Source organism: Sinorhizobium sp. B11, assembly GCA_039725955.1.
GTDB lineage: Bacteria > Pseudomonadota > Alphaproteobacteria > Rhizobiales > Rhizobiaceae > Rhizobium.
In genome coordinates, this window is record CP091034.1 from 2,461,475 (window position 1) to 2,478,695 (window position 17,221).

19 protein-coding genes and 2 pseudogenes are annotated in these 17,221 nt (G+C 60.5%); 15 read left to right on the forward strand and 6 right to left on the reverse strand.

Translation table 11 applies throughout. From position 1 onward, the window contains the following. Positions 1 to 56: 56 nt before the first annotated feature. From LVY75_22160 to LVY75_22170, 3 genes are all read left to right on the forward strand, one after another. Entirely contained in the window at positions 57 to 437 is a 381-nt protein-coding gene (locus LVY75_22160) for a DUF4267 domain-containing protein (protein XAZ21528.1), read from the forward strand. 1 nt (position 438) lies between these two features. After that, positions 439 to 759, forward strand: coding sequence for a DoxX family protein (locus LVY75_22165; protein XAZ21529.1), 321 nt, complete (start codon positions 439 to 441; stop codon positions 757 to 759). Positions 760 to 964: 205 nt separating this feature from the next. Next, the gene (locus LVY75_22170) at positions 965 to 1,339 is read left to right on the forward strand and encodes a hypothetical protein (GenBank protein XAZ21530.1); all 375 of its coding nucleotides are present in this window, start codon (positions 965 to 967) and stop codon (positions 1,337 to 1,339) included. A gap of 37 nt (positions 1,340 to 1,376) precedes the next feature. Here LVY75_22170 and LVY75_22175 read toward each other — a convergent pair whose 3' ends face one another. Next, positions 1,377 to 1,601, reverse strand: a complete 225-nt coding sequence (locus LVY75_22175) for a hypothetical protein (protein XAZ21531.1) — start codon at positions 1,599 to 1,601, stop codon at positions 1,377 to 1,379. Positions 1,602 to 1,785: 184 nt separating this feature from the next. On the opposite strand from LVY75_22175, the gene LVY75_22180 reads away from it, so the two are divergent. Next, entirely contained in the window at positions 1,786 to 2,148 is a 363-nt protein-coding gene (locus LVY75_22180; protein ID XAZ21532.1) for an oxidoreductase, read from the forward strand. 94 nt (positions 2,149 to 2,242) lie between these two features. On the opposite strand, the gene LVY75_22185 is transcribed toward LVY75_22180, so the two are convergent. Together LVY75_22185 and LVY75_22190 are read right to left on the reverse strand one after the other, a co-directional pair. Then, a complete protein-coding gene (locus tag LVY75_22185) occupies positions 2,243 to 3,265 on the reverse strand; it encodes a hypothetical protein (protein ID XAZ21533.1) in 1,023 nt (340 codons plus the stop codon). A 255-nt stretch (positions 3,266 to 3,520) separates the two neighbouring features. Continuing rightward, entirely contained in the window at positions 3,521 to 4,429 is a 909-nt protein-coding gene (locus LVY75_22190) for a DUF1003 domain-containing protein (protein XAZ21534.1), read from the reverse strand. A gap of 379 nt (positions 4,430 to 4,808) precedes the next feature. Between LVY75_22190 and LVY75_22195 the strand changes: the two genes are divergently transcribed. Continuing rightward, a complete protein-coding gene (locus LVY75_22195) occupies positions 4,809 to 5,771 on the forward strand; it encodes a hypothetical protein (GenBank protein XAZ21535.1) in 963 nt (320 codons plus the stop codon). Positions 5,772 to 5,792: 21 nt separating this feature from the next. Here the strand turns inward: LVY75_22195 and LVY75_22200 are convergent, their stop codons facing one another. Beyond that, positions 5,793 to 6,059, reverse strand: a complete 267-nt coding sequence (locus LVY75_22200) for a DUF2277 domain-containing protein (GenBank protein XAZ21536.1) — start codon at positions 6,057 to 6,059, stop codon at positions 5,793 to 5,795. 208 nt (positions 6,060 to 6,267) lie between these two features. Between LVY75_22200 and LVY75_22205 the strand changes: the two genes are divergently transcribed. The 9 genes and pseudogenes from LVY75_22205 to LVY75_22245 all read left to right on the forward strand — a co-directional run bounded on the left by LVY75_22205 (position 6,268) and on the right by LVY75_22245 (position 14,722). After that, entirely contained in the window at positions 6,268 to 6,705 is a 438-nt protein-coding gene (locus LVY75_22205; GenBank protein ID XAZ21537.1) for a VOC family protein, read from the forward strand. A gap of 124 nt (positions 6,706 to 6,829) precedes the next feature. Further along, positions 6,830 to 8,503 carry a dihydroxy-acid dehydratase gene (gene ilvD, locus LVY75_22210; protein ID XAZ21538.1) on the forward strand — a complete coding sequence of 558 codons (1,674 nt, stop codon included), beginning with the start codon at positions 6,830 to 6,832 and terminating at the stop codon, positions 8,501 to 8,503. A gap of 204 nt (positions 8,504 to 8,707) precedes the next feature. Then, on the forward strand, positions 8,708 to 10,414 hold the full coding sequence (locus LVY75_22215; GenBank protein ID XAZ21539.1) for an adenylate/guanylate cyclase domain-containing protein: 1,707 nt from the start codon (positions 8,708 to 8,710) through the stop codon (positions 10,412 to 10,414). Between the two features lie 155 nt (positions 10,415 to 10,569). Then, the gene (locus LVY75_22220) at positions 10,570 to 10,878 is read left to right on the forward strand and encodes a hypothetical protein (protein ID XAZ21540.1); all 309 of its coding nucleotides are present in this window, start codon (positions 10,570 to 10,572) and stop codon (positions 10,876 to 10,878) included. Positions 10,879 to 10,958: 80 nt separating this feature from the next. Continuing rightward, the gene (locus tag LVY75_22225; protein XAZ21541.1) at positions 10,959 to 11,384 is read left to right on the forward strand and encodes a hypothetical protein; all 426 of its coding nucleotides are present in this window, start codon (positions 10,959 to 10,961) and stop codon (positions 11,382 to 11,384) included. Positions 11,385 to 11,456: 72 nt separating this feature from the next. Further along, a pseudogene (locus LVY75_22230) lies at positions 11,457 to 11,611 on the forward strand (IS5/IS1182 family transposase). Between the two features lie 228 nt (positions 11,612 to 11,839). After that, positions 11,840 to 12,082 (forward strand): hypothetical protein, encoded by a 243-nt coding sequence (locus LVY75_22235; GenBank protein ID XAZ21542.1) that lies wholly within the window; start codon positions 11,840 to 11,842, stop codon positions 12,080 to 12,082. A 185-nt stretch (positions 12,083 to 12,267) separates the two neighbouring features. Further along, positions 12,268 to 14,103, forward strand: a complete 1,836-nt coding sequence (locus tag LVY75_22240; protein ID XAZ21543.1) for a PAS domain S-box protein — start codon at positions 12,268 to 12,270, stop codon at positions 14,101 to 14,103. Between the two features lie 172 nt (positions 14,104 to 14,275). After that, complete coding sequence (locus tag LVY75_22245; GenBank protein XAZ21544.1) at positions 14,276 to 14,722, forward strand: DUF2721 domain-containing protein; 447 nt, start codon at positions 14,276 to 14,278, stop codon at positions 14,720 to 14,722. A 186-nt stretch (positions 14,723 to 14,908) separates the two neighbouring features. Here the strand turns inward: LVY75_22245 and LVY75_22250 are convergent, their stop codons facing one another. Beyond that, the gene (locus LVY75_22250) at positions 14,909 to 15,709 is read right to left on the reverse strand and encodes a helix-turn-helix transcriptional regulator (GenBank protein ID XAZ21545.1); all 801 of its coding nucleotides are present in this window, start codon (positions 15,707 to 15,709) and stop codon (positions 14,909 to 14,911) included. Between the two features lie 74 nt (positions 15,710 to 15,783). Between LVY75_22250 and LVY75_22255 the strand changes: the two are divergent. Then, positions 15,784 to 16,726 (forward strand): annotated as a pseudogene (locus LVY75_22255) (NmrA family NAD(P)-binding protein). Positions 16,727 to 16,891: 165 nt separating this feature from the next. Here the strand turns inward: LVY75_22255 and LVY75_22260 are convergent. Continuing rightward, positions 16,892 to 17,221 (reverse strand): glycerol-3-phosphate acyltransferase, encoded by a 330-nt coding sequence (locus LVY75_22260; protein ID XAZ21546.1) that lies wholly within the window; start codon positions 17,219 to 17,221, stop codon positions 16,892 to 16,894.

Below are 17,221 nucleotides of genomic sequence, written 5' to 3' on the forward strand. Positions count from 1 at the left end.
GCTAGCATAAATGTTAGCACTGCTAGATTATTTCAAACCGCTAGAAGGATGGCGTGATGGGTTGGCTTCTGAATGGGATCGGGCTGCTTGTGGCCCTTGCAATTATCGCGATCGGCACCGGCTATATTGCGAGCCCGACGACCATGGTGCGCAGCTTCGGCCTGCCGCTCCCGGGCGATGACCCGAATTTCCCCGCATGGCTCCGCCTCAAGGGCGTTCGCGATATCGTCGCCGGATTGCTGGTGCTTGCCTTCATGGTCTGGGGTGTCCAGCGCGGGATCGGCATCGTGCTCTTGATCGAGGCGATCATCCCTCTCGGCGACATGCTGGTCATTCTCGCTGCGAAAGGCTCCGCGAAAAGCGCCTTCGGCATTCATGGCCTGACGGCCGCGATCATGATCCTGGCGGCAGTTCCCATGATTGCAGGTGCGCACTGAGATGGTTCATGTTCTCTCAGTCTGGTTCCTGTGCGCCGCATTATCGGGCGCCGGCCTCGTCAACGCCATCGGCACGTCAGGGATACGAAGCGATTTTGCCCGCTGGGGCTATCCGCGCTGGTGGGGCATCCTGACAGGCGGACTTGAGATATCGGCGGCCGCCCTGATTGCGTTTCCAGCCAGTCGAAGCTTCGGCCTGGTGCTCGCCACGGTCATCATCGCAGCCGCGATCGTGACTGTTCTGCGCCACCGAGACATGCAGCACCTTCCGCCGCTGAGCGTCTTCGTCAGCCTCATCGCTCTCGCCGCGATCTCGTCTTGAAACGGCCTATACCCTCGCGGGATTCACAGGGTTGCGCAACTCGAGGTAGCGCAACATCTGTTAGAACATTTCCCGGGCACCAATGATCTCTGACAGGATAATCCGCAATGGCTAATTGTTGTTATCGCGATCCCTGGTGCATCATTTCGCCGGCTGGTTGGGAAGACCAGCAGGAGATCATCGGCATCCAGGTGGAGGACGGAACATGAAGCGCATCGCAGCTTTGGCAGTGGTCCTTGTCTTCGGCGCATTCCCCGCAATCGCCGCGACGGCGATGACGGGCAAGGAACTGACGGCCCTGTTGTCAAACGGCAAGGAACTCACCCTGGGCGGACCGAAGGAGGGGTATGCCGGCATGCTGTCCATATCGAAGGACGGGACCGCCAAGGGTCAGGTCAAGCTCGACAACGGCGACGTGATCCTGATCGAAGGCAAATGGCACATTGCCGGCAATAAGTTTTGCCGAACCTGGAAGGGTCGGGACGCCGGAAAGGAAATCTGCGAGACCTGGAACAAGATCGGCCCGAACTCCGTGCGTGTCATGAACGGAAAGCGCGATATGGGCCTCAACTCGTGGTGATCGACGGCGAGGCCCCGTCCTCGCCTCAGTCAGCAGGTCACTCTCCCGGCAGGTCGCCGGCTGCCCGCAGTCTCGACATGCCGAGCTGCACGACCTTGATCATATGCGTCATTCGCAGCCCCCGGCCGGCCTGATACTCCTCGAGGCTGGGGCGCATGTGGACGAGATAGTCGAGTTCCCTGTGCCGCCCCTCCCGCGCCGCCTGGACGCCGGCAGACCAGATGCGGTCGAAAAGCACACGCGTGCCGTCTCGGTTGGACATATCAGCCTTTTCGGATTGCAGTTCGGAAGCGGAATAGAACGAACTGGAGCGGCCAAAGTTCCCTCAACCTCGCCCTTGGTACGGCAACGCACCCTTTCCCCGTCCGGGCAGCAAAAGACGGAACATTGAGAGCCTCGTCAGGTTGAGCCTCTGTCACAAAGCTCCAATTGAAGAGGCAATACCGATGTTTCTGAGAATCCTTGCAACGTCCGCCCTCGCCCTCACCCTGGCGGCCCCGGTCATGGCCCAGTCTTCCGGCGCCTCGGGCGGCACATCCGGCAGCGGCAGCAGCACCTCCGGCACCAATGGCAACAGCAACGGCACCGGCAGCAACATGAACGGCAGCGGCACCAACGGCGGCACGACGGACAACAATACGACCGGCTCGACCAACAACGCCGGCAATCCGTCCAGCAACACCACCAATTCCGGCTCTTCGGGCGGCGACCCGAACGACTGCCAGCGCACGACCAACAGCGGCACAGGCAACCCGGCGCCGACCCCTTCGACGAATTCGGTCCAGCCGGATGCGGCGAACGCCTGCTGATGATCCTCCCCTCGCCATAACCCGGCTGAAAGTGGCCCGGCTCCCGGCGAATAAATCTCCGCCGGGAGCCAGGTCATTCATGGCGCGGTGAGCATCACTTCGCCCGGACCGAGATGCTGGTCAGCTTCAGTCGGTCGTCTGCCGACAGCGGCTCGAGCGCCATGATCAGCGCCTCGCCGAGCGAGAACGCCTTCAGATCCGACGTCCTGATGACGGTGTCGATCGTAAAGACAGTCTCGAAGATCTGGCGCTCCGGCAGGCCTATCGAATGTTTTTCGACTGCCAGCACCTGGAACGGATATGGCCTGACGGCGGCCGTGTGGACGGCGGCCAACGCCATTTCGAGGTGTACGTTCACGAGATCGACGAGCTGCTCGATATTGCTGAGAATACCCGCGCGGTCCTTCACCTCGCGGTGATGCGAGCAGAGATTGCGCGCGTCGCGCACCCTTCTGAACATGCCCATGAAGACTTCGAGGTCCAGGGGCGCGCCGTGATGAAGCCTGTCTGGTATCGAGGTCTTGAACTGCACCCATTGTTCGCGGATCAGCTCTTCGATGTCGGAGAGCTTGCTCCTCTCCAGCATCTTCCTGCCATCGCTCAGGGTGGGGATCAGCGTTCCGTGCAGGCCCTGTCCGTCTATGCCTCTCAGCATGTTCTCGATCACGCGAGGCGTACCGGCCGTGACGCTAACCCCGTTGATATCGGAAAAATCGGAGGATTTGCCGCCGCGCTTGATGTGGGCATAGATGTCGCCCCACCATTGGGGCGTGCCATAATGATGCTCCATCCATGCCGACAGATGCGTGCGGTAGGCCGCTTCGAACAATGACAATGCCGGAAAGAGCTTCGATTGCTCGCCGAGTTTTCGATAATAGGTGCGGATGATTTTCGGGATGAGCGCGGCAGCTTCGCACTTCGTTCCCGCCGCCTCGGCACGCGCCTTGGCCTTCGCGACGCTCTTGGCGACCCCGCGCAGTTCCTTCAATGCGCTGGTGAGGAAGTCGCCATTGGCCTGCGCGCAAAGAGCAGTAAACTGAGCTCTCTCGTAGATTTCCAGCTCGATTTCAAACTCTGCCAGCAGCCCCTCGGCATGCTTTTCGACGACAGTTTTCATGAACTTGCAACCGCGTTTGCTTTACGGTAGCGTTACACCCAATGGTTTGGGTTGCATAGATAATTTGCAACTGAATGGGTGCCATGGGGCTTGACATTGCCGGGGTGAACACTTACTTTCGATGCACTCCGTTGCGATGCCCTTAGGGGGGCTGTGCGCATTCTGCAGAGAATGCGACGCGAATGAGTCTAAACAACCCAAAAGAGGCCCTTCGAGGCCTCTTTTATTTTTTGTGCCCCCTGCACGGCCACTCCCCTATTCCTCGGTCTCCTCGCCGGCAGGCTTGGTGCTGAACAGGTTCTTCAGCGCATTGGTCTTGGATTTCTGCGCCTTGCTGAGCTTCAGCGCGCGATTGGCGGCCTTGGCCTGTTCCAGCATCATTTCGATCTGGATCTGCTGGATCTCGGTCAGCCGTTCCCACTGCCGGTTCAGGAGGTGATCGACCTTTTCATGCAGATGGCGGATTTCGAGTTCCGCCTTGAGATTGACCTTGTAATCGTTGAGCGCCCTCAGCCGGTCTTTCGCTTCCTGGCGGCGCTGGCTCATCATGATGATCGGCGCCTGCAGGGCGGCGATGGTCGAAAGGATGAGGTTCAGCAGGATGAAGGGATAGACGTCGAAGGCAGCCTTGTCGCCCAGCGCCAGGTTGATGCCCATCCAGACGGCGAGAAAGAAGCAGAAGGAGATGATGAAGGTCCAGCTTCCGCCGAAGGTGGCGACGACATCGGCGACACGGTCGCCGAGCGAACGGCGTTCCTCGTAATCTTCTTCGATGTTTTCGGCGAGCGTGTCGTGGCTCTTCAGGCTCTCGACGACTTCATCTTCCAGGTTGGAGAGCTCGCCGCGTTCGTCGCGCAGCAATTCGGCAATGTACTGGCCGCGATAGTCGTCGATCAGCTTGCGGCTGATATAATCGTCCGAGCGGAGGCCCGGATGTTTCTGCCGCACGAAATCGGCAAGCGCCGGGCGCAGATCGTCGAAATGGAAGGCATCCTTCTTCTTCAGCGTGGCGCCGGTGATCGCATCCACCAGCTTGACCGACTTTGCCTTCGCCTGCGCCAGGCTCTTGGAATAGTCGTCCATCTCGACGGTGGCCGCCTCTCCGTGCCCCGCATCGAAGTCGACGATTTCGCCCGTCAGGTCCAGGGGCTTCTCTTCTGCCATCTGCCGATCCTCGCTGCCGATTTTTCGCCCGTCTAGCCATCAATTCCAACAGGATTGTGACATGCAACAGTCTCTGAATTGAGCAATATCTGCGGCAAATTAGCCGCCTCAGCGCCGGGGGCAAGAAGGCGCGCCAAAGACCCGTCCGCAATGGTGGCGAGCCCTCCCCAACCCCTCCCCACAGGTGGGAGGGGCGAACCGGTGGCACTGCCTCGCCGCCTCCGTGACGAACGAGATGTGGCAAGCAAGTGCGGCGGGTTAGATCCAGCCGATGAAGACGGCAGCCTGCGCCATTGCGTCGCTTCGTCGGTTCATTGCCGGTGCTGGGCAATGGCATATGTTTCGTCGCTGTGTTTTCGTCAGAAAGCGAGGACGTTTGATGTTCTGCGCATTGCCACGCCTGCCATTTGCCGGCTTCCTTTTTCTCTTCGGCCTGATCCTCGGTCCGGCATTTCTCCTCGGCGCGAGGGGCGCTCATGCCGATGACCTCCTGACCTACAGATGGCAGGGCGTCGACCGAACCGCGATCCTGCATATTCCCGCGGGCGCGGCGGGGCACCCTGCCCCGCTCGTCATCGTCATGTACGGGTCCGACGACAAGGCCGCGAACTTCCAGAAAAACAGCGGATTCGATGCCGTCGCCGATCGCGAGAACTTCATAACCCTCTATCCGGAAGCGATCGATGGCGCCTGGAATATCAAATCCAGAAAGCCTGCCATCAATGGCGAGCCGGTCGACGACATCGGCTTTTTCCGCACCATGATCGACGATCTCGTCAGCCGGAAGATTGCCGACGGCTCAAGGGTCTATGCCACGGGCTTCTCCTTCGGCGCGCTGATGACCTATACGCTCGCCTGCGCGCTTCCCGACAGGATATCGGCAATCGCGCCTGTCGCCAGCGCGATCAACGAAGCGCAGGTCGAAGATTGCAAGCCCGGCCACCCCATGCCGGTCATGATGATCAACGGCACGAGCGACGACGTGCAGCGCTACGACGGCTACATCCGCTCCTTCGGACGGCTGCTTTCCGTGCCCGAGACGACCGAATACTGGCGCCGGATCGACGGCTGCACCGGGGAGACGTCAACGCCGCTGCCGCATCTCAATCCGCATGACCTCACCCGCGCCAGTCTTGTGCAATGGACCGGATGCCAGGCCGATACGGGCGTTCAACTGTATCGCATCGAAAACGGCGGCCACTGCTGGCCCCGCCTCGCCCGCCCCGATGCCGGCTCCGGCATGGACGATCCGCCGGACGGACCGCGTTTCGGGGGATGCAGCAACGATATCGAGACGGCGGCCGAAGTCTGGAGCTTTATCAGCCGCTATCACGGCGAGTGACTAGGATCGGCAAGTGTGCTTTCAGGCGAAGCGGGCTGCCGATCGTGCTTTCGCCTTGGCGGCGACTTCCTCGCGGTCGCGGGGCGGTTGCGACGTCTCCATCGAATCGAGCAATTCTCGGGCACAATTCGCAATCGCCATGACCGCGTTTTCGAACGCGGCCTCGTTGCGTTTCGATGGCTTGTTGGTTCCGCTGAGCTTGCGCACGAACTGGAGCGCAGCATCGTGGATTTCCGCGTCCGTCGCCGGCGGATCGAAATTGAACAGGGGCTTGATGTTCCGGCACATGCCTTTGCTTCCCTTTGATATCTTCGCCACGAAGGGGCGTGGTTCCCGAAAGTTAGTCCTGTGCGTGCCAATTGCAACGGACCATATCGCGATCATGCGGAAAGCAAAAATCTAGCCGGATGGCTGTCGGCGTTGCGCCGCCTCGAACGTCCTCTGGTGCACGAGGCGAGGCCTTGTAGAGTGAAACAGCAGCCTGGAGATCGGGAATATGGCGCTCAAGCGAATGGATAATGTGGGAATCGTCGTCGAAGACCTCGGAGAAGCGATTGATTTCTTTCGCGAACTCGGCCTCGAACTCGAAGGCCGGGCCATGATCGAGGGAGAATGGGCCGGACGGGTCACGGGCCTCGGCGATCAGCATGTCGAGATCGCCATGATGCGCACGCCTGACGGCCACAGCCGGCTCGAACTCTCCCGCTTCCTGAGACCGCAGGTCGTCGCCGACCACCGGAACGCCCCGGTCAACGCGCTGGGCTACCTCCGCGTCATGTTCGCCGTCGACGATATTGACGAGACGCTCGAAAGGCTGCGTGCACGCGGCGCCGAACTCGTCGGCGAAGTCGTCCGGTATCAGGACACCTACCGGCTCTGCTACATCCGCGGCCCCGAAGGCATCCTTATCGGGCTTGCCCAGGAACTCGGGTGAGCAGAACGGCCAGGAGCAAGAATAGTGAGCTGCCGTCGGCGACTTCGCCGGAGGCAAGTGCATATTTCTCAGCGTATTTGCCTTCCGACACGCTATAGTCGCGGCTGGCTAGCGGGAGGCGCTCATGGCTGACAACGACCGTTCACGGCATATTACCCAGGGCATTGCCCGTTCCCCCAATCGCGCGATGTATTATGCGCTGGGTTATGCGAAAGCCGATTTCGACAAGCCGATGATCGGCATCGCCAATGGGCACTCGACGATCACGCCGTGCAATGCCGGGCTCCAGCCGCTTGCCGATGCGGCGGTCGCCGCCATCAAGGCGGCCGGAGCCAATCCGCAGACCTTCGGCACGCCGACCATCTCGGATGGCATGGCCATGGGAACGGAGGGCATGAAATATTCCCTCGTCTCGCGCGAGGTTATCGCCGATTGCGTGGAGACCTCGGTGCAGGGCCAGTGGATGGACGGCGTTCTCGTGATCGGCGGGTGCGACAAGAACATGCCGGGCGGCATGATCGGCATTCTCCGCGCCAACGTCCCGGCCATCTATGTCTATGGCGGCACCATCAAGCCCGGTCGCTGGAAGGACCAGAGCCTTTCCATCGTCTCCGCTTTCGAGGCCGTCGGCGCTTACATCGCCGGGAGGATGAGCGCCGAGGATTTCGAGGGTATCGAGCGCAATGCCTGCCCGACAACGGGATCCTGCGGCGGCATGTACACCGCAAACACCATGAGTTCGTCCTTCGAGGCGCTCGGCATGTCGCTGCTCTACTCCTCCAACATGGCCAATCCCGATCAGGAGAAGATCGACAGCACGGTCGAGTCCGCGCGCGTCCTGGTGGACGCCGTAAGAGCCGGCATCCGGCCGCGTGACATCGTCACGCGCAAGTCGATTGAAAATGCCGTGGCGCTGATCATGGCCACCGGAGGTTCGACGAATGCGGTGCTGCACTATCTCGCCATTGCCCATGCGGCCGAGGTGGAATGGACGCTGGAGGATTTCGAGCGGATACGCCGCAAGGTACCCGTCATCTGCGATCTCAAGCCATCCGGCCGCTACATGGCTGTCGATCTCCACACTGCCGGCGGCATTCCCCAGGTTCTGAAGCTGCTGCTCAATGCCGGCCTCCTGCACGGCGACTGTCTGACGATCACCGGCAGGACGATAGCAGACGAACTCTCCACCGTGCCCGACGAGCCGTCTGCCGACCAGGAGGTGATCCGGTCGCTCGCAGCGCCACTCTATCGCGAGGGACATCTCGCCATCCTCACGGGCAATCTGGCGGAAGGTGGCGCGGTGGCCAAGATCAGCGGCCTCAAGAGCCCGGTCATGACAGGCCCGGCGCGCGTCTTCGACGACGAGCAATCCGCAATGGACGCTATTTTGTCGGACAGGATCAGGGCCGGCGATATCATGGTCCTGCGTTACCTCGGGCCGAAGGGCGGTCCGGGAATGCCGGAAATGCTTGCCCCGACATCGGCCATCGTCGGGCGTGGCCTTGGCGAAAGCGTCGGCCTCATCACCGATGGTCGCTTCTCCGGCGGCACATGGGGCATGGTGGTCGGGCATGTCACGCCCGAAGCCTTCGAGGGCGGAACGATCGCACTTGTCCACGAGGGCGACCAGATCACCATCGACGCCCATCGCCAGCTTCTGCAACTCGACGTCCCCGATGAAGAGATTGCGCGACGCCGAAGCCTCTGGGTCCAGCCTCAACCGCGCTACAGGCGCGGCGTCCTCGCCAAGTTCGCGGCCCTGGTCCGACCAGCGAACGAGGGAGCCGTGACGGGCTGAGGCCCGCTTCGACCGTAAGGCACCCGCCCGGCACGACCACCGACTGGTGGCGTTTGCTGATCCTCGCTCGCAATCTCGACGCCGTCGGTCATAAGGACCACGGCTCGATGAAGGTGGAGTGCACCTGGACTTGCCCCTGCCCCTTGTTGACTCACCGACGGTTGAACAATAACTTGCTAATTCGGTCGTTAGGCTTGTCCTCACATGACGGATCAATCTCTTCAGCGTCGCCTTGCCGCCATCGTCGTTGCCGATGTGGTGGGATATTCGCGCCTGATGGAGGCAGATGAAGTCGCAACGCTGGAGAACCTCAGGGAACTCCGTTCCGGCACTATCGAGCCGGCTGTGATGCGCCACAAAGGCCGCATCTTCAAGGTCATGGGCGACGGCTTCCTGATCGAATTCGGCAGCGCGGTGGAAGCGGTCGCAGCTGCGCTGGAAATGCAGCTGGCCAACGCTGCCGTCGAGGCTTCCGGAGACCGGCGCCTGCTCTTGCGCATAGGCGTCAATCTCGGAGATGTCATCGACGAGGGTTCGGACGTCCTCGGCGACGGGGTCAATGTCGCGGCGCGCCTCGAGAGACTGGCCGCCCCGGGAGGCATCTGCATCTCGTCCAGCGTTCACGGCGAGATCCTCGGCAAGATCGACGACCGCTTCTTCGATGCAGGCGAACGCTACCTGAAGAACCTCACCCGCCCGGTCCACGTGTGGCATTGGCCGGATGCGCTGCAGAGCATATTGCCGCTGCCGGAAAATCCCTCGATCGCCGTATTGCCGTTCACGAACATGAGTGGCGATGAAACGGACGCGCCTTTCGTCGACGGCTTGACCGAAGACCTGATCACCGACCTTTCCCGCACGGCCGGCCTGTTCGTCATCGCGCGCAATTCGGTCTACGGCTACAAGGGCAAGCCGGTCAACGTGAAGCTCGTCGCCCAGGAACTCGGCGTCCGCTACGTCCTGGAGGGGAGCGCCAGACGCGCAATGGGCCGTGTCCGCATCAATGCCCAGCTGGTCGACACGCTTGCCGGCGGCCACTTGTGGGCCGAGAGGTTCGACAGGACGGTGGAAGATGTTTTCGAGCTGCAGGATGAAGTCAACGCCAAGATCGTCGAAGCCCTCGTCGGCCGGCTGACCATCCCGCCGCAGCGCAATCGGCCGAAGAATTTTGAGGCCTACGACCTCTGTGTGCGCGCCCGCCTGCTGACCGAAGAGTCGCCGCAAACCGAGCGCGAGGCCCATATGCTGCTCCAGCGCGCGCTCAAGCTCGAGCCATCCTATGCCGAGGCGCTCGGCCTGCTCGCGTATAACCGCTGGCTGGCCTGGACTCATTTCGGCGAGCCCGAAGATCCCAACCGGGAGATGGCGACGACATCGGCGCAGAAGGCGGTCGACCTCGACCCCAACGATGCCGGCTGCCGTTACGTCCTGGGGACCATCCTGGCTTACGAGCGGCGCTGGCAGGAATCGGAAGCCGCCTTCGCCAAGGCCCTGGAGCTGGACCCCAACCACGCCGACACCTGGGCCGCCATGTCGGACATTTCCGTGCTGGACGGCAGGATTGCCGACGGACTGGCGCAGATCGAAAAAGCCCTGCGGCTCAATCCCCGTCCGGCCTGCTGGTATCTTTGTCATCTTGGCCAGGCGCAATACGCCGCGCGTGACTACGAGGCGGCAGCCGCGACACTGCGCAGGGAAGACACCTATCGCACCAACTCACGCAAATTCCTGGCCGCCACGCTTGCGCAATTGGGCCACCATGACGAGGCGCTGCGAGAAGCAGAATTGTTCCTGATCGCCCACCCTCATTTCACGATCGCCCATTGGCTCAACTCCCAGCCGCTGCGCGATGCATCCGTACGAGACCACTTTGTCGACGGCTTTAGGAAGGCAGGTCTGCCGGAGATGTGACAGGGGGTGGGATGAGGCCGACACGTTCGAGGACTCGATCAGCGGAAGCGCTGCGCGAGTACGGAGGTCTGGATCGCAGTGCCAAGCCCTGTGAGATCATGTTCTCTGTTTCTGACGTGGTTTGCGAGTTCTGGATTTTGGGCTATGTCTGCTAGATGTCCGACGCCACATTGATTGACGGGTTCATCGCATGGGGAGCGAGGCTTGCAGCAGCAACTCGGCCCTCAACCTTGAGCATCCATGTTGAAGTTTGCACTCCCACGCCGAATCCCGCCGCCAAAATCGACATTGAAAACAGCGAACTTTTGGCGCGCATTACAATGTGGTCCGACGGGAATTTCCATGCGGAGGCAATCGACGCGGCAACCTCATCGACGGTCGTGTCACGTCACGGACACGCAATGGCGAGCGCCGCCTTCGGCGAAGAGTTCAATGATATCTTGAAATTGTTCGCGATCTATTGAATGACCGTTAGCGGGTTCACGGCCCAATCAACTGCCAGATCAAGCCTTGCAACGCAGGCATCGGAAGAGCGAAGAGCATTATGTCCGAGAACGACATCAACGCGCCGTCGTTCGAGTTCGATCGCTCGAATATGTTTGAGCCGCTTTTGCGGGCTGACCCGTCGTTTCATGGAAAGTGGCAGACGTTCCAGGAGGAATATCGATCTGACGACGAGTTGCCACTTTACTTGGCACTGTCAGAGCTTGCCCGACATCTGATTGGGGATTTGGAAACCGGTAATACGCATCGATTTGACGCGGTCTTTAATGTTGTCGAACGCTGGCACATCGAGGGCGATCCGTATGTTAAAGAGGCGGCTACAGTAGGTCTCCTCGAAGATTTGCAGAATGGACATCTGCATCGCAAAACTCTCCCTGACGATTTTCTTCCATGGCTGCAGCCGGAAACTCTCGTATGGTGGACTAAGGTCCATGGTTTCTGGGACAAAGGAAGGCCGATAATTTAAGCCATTCCTCGGAAGTTGGGTTCCGAGAAGATAGGTTTCAGATTAACCGAGGCGTTGATTTGGAGGCCTCTGGTGACCCGTCGCCGGTTGGACTTGGCTGATTTTGAGTGAAGCACCGTCCAGCCGCTGCTGGCGAACAAGCCACGCGGCGTCCCTCGTGTAGATGATCGCAGGGTTCGGAATCCTGTGGCGGTTCCGGCTCGCAGTGGGCGGACGTACCCCAGCGACCTCTCATATTTGGGGTCAGGTTAGAACGCCGCCTACTCAGACCCGAAGTCCCCTTCTGGCAGCCTGAATCCCGGAAGCTGTCCGTCTCCTTTCGGCCCCCTAAGCGGTCATTCCCGAACCCAACGACACCGGCCAGGAAACTGCCACCTGCCATTACATAGCTGCCTTGCATCATCGGAAGTATCCGTTTGCCCAAGAAGAGATCATAAGACGCGTAGCTGATGTAAATGAAAGTCTCCAAGATGGATTGGATCCCCGTAGTCCTCGTTATGTTCAAGGTTCTCGCGTTGGGAACGGCCATGTTCTTCGCCATCAAGTGGCATTACGACCGAGGAGAAAAGGGCGAGAGGCGAGCGTTACTGCGCACGGGCGGCACGATGGTCGCAATGTTTGCGCTGGCGCTACTGGGCACGGGGCTCGTCGCCTTCGCCCTTGGCGGGATGCTCGGCCTGGACTTGAGCCTGCCATGATCGCCTCGACAGAGAGCCAGATCGACGTGCTGACGCGGTGGAATTATCCGCGGCGGACAAACGGCTGAAACCTGCTTTCGCCCAAACCGGCCGTTGGCTTTGAAATAGCCGAGCTACCATCGAGTTGTGTGATAAGTTGTGGCCTATCGACTTCGTGAGCGATGTCCTGCGCGAGGAGCTTGGCTGTGGCCGATGCACGAGAACTGGAGCGCCTCCTCTCGGACGCCAGGGCCGAGATCGAGGTCTTGCGGCAGAGCGAGGCGAAGTTTCGTGCGGCGTTTGAAACCATGATCGAAGCCTGCTGCGTCTTCGACATGATCTATGACGAGTTTGGCAGGCCTGTCGATTGGAGGATCGTAGAGGCCAATGCCGGGTACGAACAGCAGAGCGGATTGAAGGATGTTGCAGGCAGGTTGGCCAGTGAATTCATGCCTGGAACGGAGCCATACTGGATTGAAATGTTCGGCAGGGTGGTTGAGACCGGAGTAGCCGAGCAGATTGAAAAGTGGCACCAGCCCACCGGACGATGGGTTCACAGCTCTACCGCACGCGTCGGCGGCTCCGGAAGCCGGCGCCTGGTCAGCGTCTTCTATGACATCACCGAACGCAAACGCGCCGAGATCGCCCTGCGTGAAAGCGAAAACAGGTTTCAGCAGTTTGCCAATGCGTCCTCATCCGGCCTTTGGATCAGAGACGCAGAAACCTTGAGAATGGAGTTCGTCAGCCCCTCCATCTCGACGATCTACGGCATCGAACCGGACGCGCTCCTCGGCGACATCAAATACTGGGCCGCGATGGTCCTGCCCGAGGATCGGGAGACCGCAGGCCATCACATAGCGCAGGCCCGTCATGGTGACCCTGCGATTCACGAGTTCCGCATTCGGCGAGACGACGGTTCATTCCGCTGGATCAGGGACACGGATTTCCCCCTCTTTGACGAGAACGGCAATGTGCAGCGCGTTGGCGGCATCGCGGAAGATGTCACCGAAACAAAGATGGCCGTGGAGCACCAGGGCGTCCTGCTGCATGAACTGCAGCATAGGGTGCGCAACATCATGGCGGTGATCCGCTCCATGGCCGTCAGGTCTGCGGATGGGGCTGCGGATGTGGAAGACTACAAGACGTCCCTTGCTGGACGTCTTCTGGCCCTGGCTCGGGTCCAGACCCTCCTCACGCGCCAGGCCAATGCGGGCGGATGGATGCGTGACATCCTCGAAAGCGAAATCGGGGCACAAGCGCACTCCGAAAATCAGTATGAACTGACAGGCCCCGACATCATGCTATCCCCCAAGGCCGTGGAAGTTCTAACCCTGGCCTTCCATGAACTATCGACCAACGCCCTGAAATACGGCGCGCTCTCGGTCAGCAGGGGAAAGGTGACTGTCACCTGGACCCTTTTCGAAAAGCGGGAAAAAACCTGGATCGCAATCGACTGGGTGGAAGAAGGCGCGCCATCGCGTGCCCCGCCGACCCGCCGTGGTTTCGGCTCGGAGCTCATCGAGGCCAGGATTCCTTACGAACTGCGGGGCACTGGAAAGACGACGATCGAGCCCGAGGGCGCCAGATGTCATATCGAGTTTCCGCTTCGCGAAGCTGAGAGCATTCTGGAAACCGATGCGCCCGTACCGACGCGGCTATATGGAGGAACTGTCGATATGACCGGAGCACCTGACCTGAGCGGCAAGACGATCCTCGTCGTGGAAGACGACTATTACGTTGCGTCGGACACTGCCGCTGCTCTGCGCGGCGCGGGCGCGGTCGTTCTTGGACCCTCCCCCACAGCGGAGGACGTAGCACATGTGCTCGAACATGAGACCCCGACCTCGGTCGTTCTCGACCTGAATCTCGGCGGTGGGGGCCCGAAGTTCGAAATCGCGCATCGATTGCTGGAGCGCGGCATACCGTTCATCTTTCTCACGGGATACGATCCGGACGTGATCCCCGATGACCTCGCCAATATCAAGCGCCTGCAAAAACCGATTGCGCTGCGTGAAGTCGTGGAGGCCGTCAGCAGGCTCTGAGCCCCAATGCGGATGACCGCAACAGGCGCAAGGCGGCCAACCCTGAATCTCGGCTGTCGGCCCGATGCCGACCTCAGGTGAGCCTCTCAGAGTTCGCTTTTTCGATTTGCCTTCGTGGAAGCACCCATCGTATGGATTTCCTGTTGCAGCATCGAATTGATACGGAATCCATATGGACACCCCGCCGATCATAGTCGACTACGCTCAGGTAATCCAAACCTCGCTTGCCCCGGTATTCCTGCTCGCTGGTACAGCGGCGTTTGTCGGAATCTACGTCACCCGTCTAGGGCGCGTGTCAGACAGGCTGAACGAGGCAACGGACACTCACCTCCCACGAGAGAACCGGTTGCATCAGCTCGTCTATCTGCGAAGCCGGACCTTGATCCTCGAGGCCGCGGTCATACTTGGCGTTGTCGCCGGCATTTGTACCTGTTGCGCAATCCTCAACCTTCTTTCGGGCGCGCTGGCAATCCGGCTCCGGCCAGAAAATCTGGTGTGGTTCTTTGGTGGCGCGATCGTTTCCCTGATGTCTTCGTTGGCAGCCTTTCTGTTCGAACTCATCCTGTCGGGCCACAGCATGCTGCGACAGATCAGGATGGATCGAAATCGGGGTAGCTGAGGCATTCCGCAAGGACGCATGCCGATCAAGGAAGTCGTTCGCCTGCTGTCGGATGTCGCGCAGCAAGCAGATGTCGTGGGCCTGGGCATCACGGAGTTCCTGCCGTGGGACATGGACATCGTCCGGGATATGTTGCGTGAGCTTCCCATTTTGGGAGACGGTGGCCAGGTGCTCCGCTGCCGCAGATCAGCTCGCGAAGTAGCGCGTCGGCGTTGTGCCCAATGCCTTCTTGAACATGACGATAAAGGCGGTAACGGATTCATAGCCCAGGTCGCTCGACACCCTCTGGACCGTCGCGCCGCTGGCCAGTTCGCGCAACGCGATGACGAGGTGCAGTTGCCGCCGCCATCGGCCGAAGGTCAGTCCCGTTTCCTGGACCATCAGCCGCTTCAGGGATCGCTCGCTCATGGCGACATGTGCCGCCCAATCGACCAGGGTGCGACGGTCGCTGGGGTCCGCCATCAGGGCAGCAGTGATCGCGGCGATCTTGGGATGGCTGGACGCCGGCAAGTCCAGCCCCTGTATCGGCATTTGCGCGAGTTCATCCAGCAGGACCCGCACCATGCGGCCGACATGATCGTCCGGAGCAGAATTGACCGGTACATCCGCCAGCCGGAGGATCATCTCGCGCAGCATCGGCGACACGGACAGAGTGCAGCACTCCCGCGGCAGCCTGGCCGCTTCGGGCTGAACGAACAGATAGGACAGGCGTGCGTTGGACGTGACCTGGTTGCTGTGGGGCACGCCGCCGGGTATCCAGATTCCGCAATCTGGCGGGACAATCCAGATGCCATTCTCCGTCCTGCATGTGACGGCCCCGTGCAGGGCCAGGATGAGCTGCCCTTCCCTGTGCTGGTGCTGGGGCACTTCAGCCTCATAGTCGCTGAAGTCGAGGCGGACGGCGATGGCCGGGCGATTTGACCAGTCGGGATCGAAATCGTCGTAGCAGGAAGGCAGTTTTGCGGATTGGCCCGATTTCGAGATCATTTGGCATTATCTCCAAATTCGCACAGGCAGCAATAGTCTACACCTCGGTGATCAACAACCGAAAGGAGACTGTCATGCGAATTTCCGTCGTCGGCGCCACGGGACGAGTCGGCGCCAAGCTGACCAGGACCCTGCTGAGATCAGGGCATCAGGTCAGAGCACTGTCGAGAGGCGGCCCGGCGCTTGACGCACTGGTCGAGCTCGGAGCAGAGCCATTCCTCGGAAGCTTCGACACGGGCGCGGGAGAGCTCGACCGGTTTTTTCCAGGGTGCGGATGCCGCGTTCCTGATGGTCAAGACCGATTGGAACAACATCGCGGGACACTACCCCGCCGTTGCCCGGCGCTTTGTCGATGCGCTCGAAAATTCCTCCGTCAAACTGGCCGTCAGCCTGACGGCCATGGGTTCGGACGTGAAGGGGAAAACGGGCCATTTCGAGTGCTTCCACGATCTGGACGAAAAGCTCAACGAACTCGGCAATATCGATCTCGTCCACCTGCGCGCCGCCTGGTTCATGGATGACGTATCGGCATGGACGGGCCCGGTTGCCAGATACGGTCGCATTGCCTGGTTCTGCAAACCCGACTTGAAGATGCCCTGGGTGGCGACCGATGACATCGCTTGGCTGGCAGCGAAGGAACTGACTAATCCGAGGGGCAGATGCCGCGTCTATCTCGAAGTCGGCTCGGAAGATGTCTCGATGAACGAACTGGCCGCGATCATTGGCAGGGAGATCGGCAGGCCGGTGGAGTACCGATACATCGAGACGACCCGCAAAGACGTGGAGGCTGAATTTCTGGCGCGGTTCGGCACGCCGGAGAAATGGCAGGACGACACCCTGAGTGCCGACGCGTTGAACAATGGCATCGTAAGGTTCCATGGCGAGCACGAGGATCGCCCGAAATTGCCCACGACGATGGAGGCGTTCATCGGTGACGTCTGGAAGCCGCGCTACCTGGAGGCGGTCGGAGCGGGAGACCAGCGAGAGACGTTTTTCATGTGGGCCGCCAGGGACTAGCGCTGGTTCTCTTGAATTGTCCCGGCAATTTTCTGTCCCTACCGGACGCTACCGCAAACTATTTTATTGCGGTAGCGATATGACCGCAATTGGCGCAAGGCGGCCAACCCCAAAGTCGGCTGTCGGCCCGAAGCGGACAAGCCGTAGGGTCGGACAACCTCCCATTCACTTCCCCTGTCCCAACCGTGGCTCTGTACCTGCAACGAGCCTTTGAATGTTGGCCTGATGCCGAACAACGACGTAAAGCCCGCCAACAACTACGAGCAGTCGATAAGGAGTCGGGTGCTCCAGGCCGAAGACGAGCACGATGGCGGTTAGTGCGGCAAGAATCGAACTGAATGAAACGAGACGGAAGGCCGCGAGCGTCAGAATCCATACAGCCGCTGCGCCAAGCCCCACAGGAACAGAGATCGCCAATAAGACGCCAAGACCAGTTGCAGCAGACTTTCCGCCCCTGAACCCCAACCATATTGAACGGCCATGGCCAAACAGCAC

Bases quoted from the DNA above. Each gene is read 5' to 3' on its own strand.
- LVY75_22160 (XAZ21528.1), top strand. From the start codon at position 57: ATGGGTTGGCTTCTGAATGGGATCGGGCTGCTTGTGGCCCTTGCAATT.
- LVY75_22165 (XAZ21529.1), top strand. From the start codon at position 439: ATGGTTCATGTTCTCTCAGTCTGGTTCCTGTGCGCCGCATTATCGGGC.
- LVY75_22170 (XAZ21530.1), top strand. From the start codon at position 965: ATGAAGCGCATCGCAGCTTTGGCAGTGGTCCTTGTCTTCGGCGCATTC.
- LVY75_22175 (XAZ21531.1), bottom strand. From the start codon at position 1,601: ATGTCCAACCGAGACGGCACGCGTGTGCTTTTCGACCGCATCTGGTCT.
- LVY75_22180 (XAZ21532.1), top strand. From the start codon at position 1,786: ATGTTTCTGAGAATCCTTGCAACGTCCGCCCTCGCCCTCACCCTGGCG.
- LVY75_22185 (XAZ21533.1), bottom strand. From the start codon at position 3,265: ATGAAAACTGTCGTCGAAAAGCATGCCGAGGGGCTGCTGGCAGAGTTT.
- LVY75_22190 (XAZ21534.1), bottom strand. From the start codon at position 4,429: ATGGCAGAAGAGAAGCCCCTGGACCTGACGGGCGAAATCGTCGACTTC.
- LVY75_22195 (XAZ21535.1), top strand. From the start codon at position 4,809: ATGTTCTGCGCATTGCCACGCCTGCCATTTGCCGGCTTCCTTTTTCTC.
- LVY75_22200 (XAZ21536.1), bottom strand. From the start codon at position 6,059: ATGTGCCGGAACATCAAGCCCCTGTTCAATTTCGATCCGCCGGCGACG.
- LVY75_22205 (XAZ21537.1), top strand. From the start codon at position 6,268: ATGGCGCTCAAGCGAATGGATAATGTGGGAATCGTCGTCGAAGACCTC.
- ilvD (XAZ21538.1), top strand. From the start codon at position 6,830: ATGGCTGACAACGACCGTTCACGGCATATTACCCAGGGCATTGCCCGT.
- LVY75_22215 (XAZ21539.1), top strand. From the start codon at position 8,708: ATGACGGATCAATCTCTTCAGCGTCGCCTTGCCGCCATCGTCGTTGCC.
- LVY75_22220 (XAZ21540.1), top strand. From the start codon at position 10,570: ATGTCCGACGCCACATTGATTGACGGGTTCATCGCATGGGGAGCGAGG.
- LVY75_22225 (XAZ21541.1), top strand. From the start codon at position 10,959: ATGTCCGAGAACGACATCAACGCGCCGTCGTTCGAGTTCGATCGCTCG.
- LVY75_22235 (XAZ21542.1), top strand. From the start codon at position 11,840: ATGAAAGTCTCCAAGATGGATTGGATCCCCGTAGTCCTCGTTATGTTC.
- LVY75_22245 (XAZ21544.1), top strand. From the start codon at position 14,276: ATGGACACCCCGCCGATCATAGTCGACTACGCTCAGGTAATCCAAACC.
- LVY75_22250 (XAZ21545.1), bottom strand. From the start codon at position 15,709: ATGATCTCGAAATCGGGCCAATCCGCAAAACTGCCTTCCTGCTACGAC.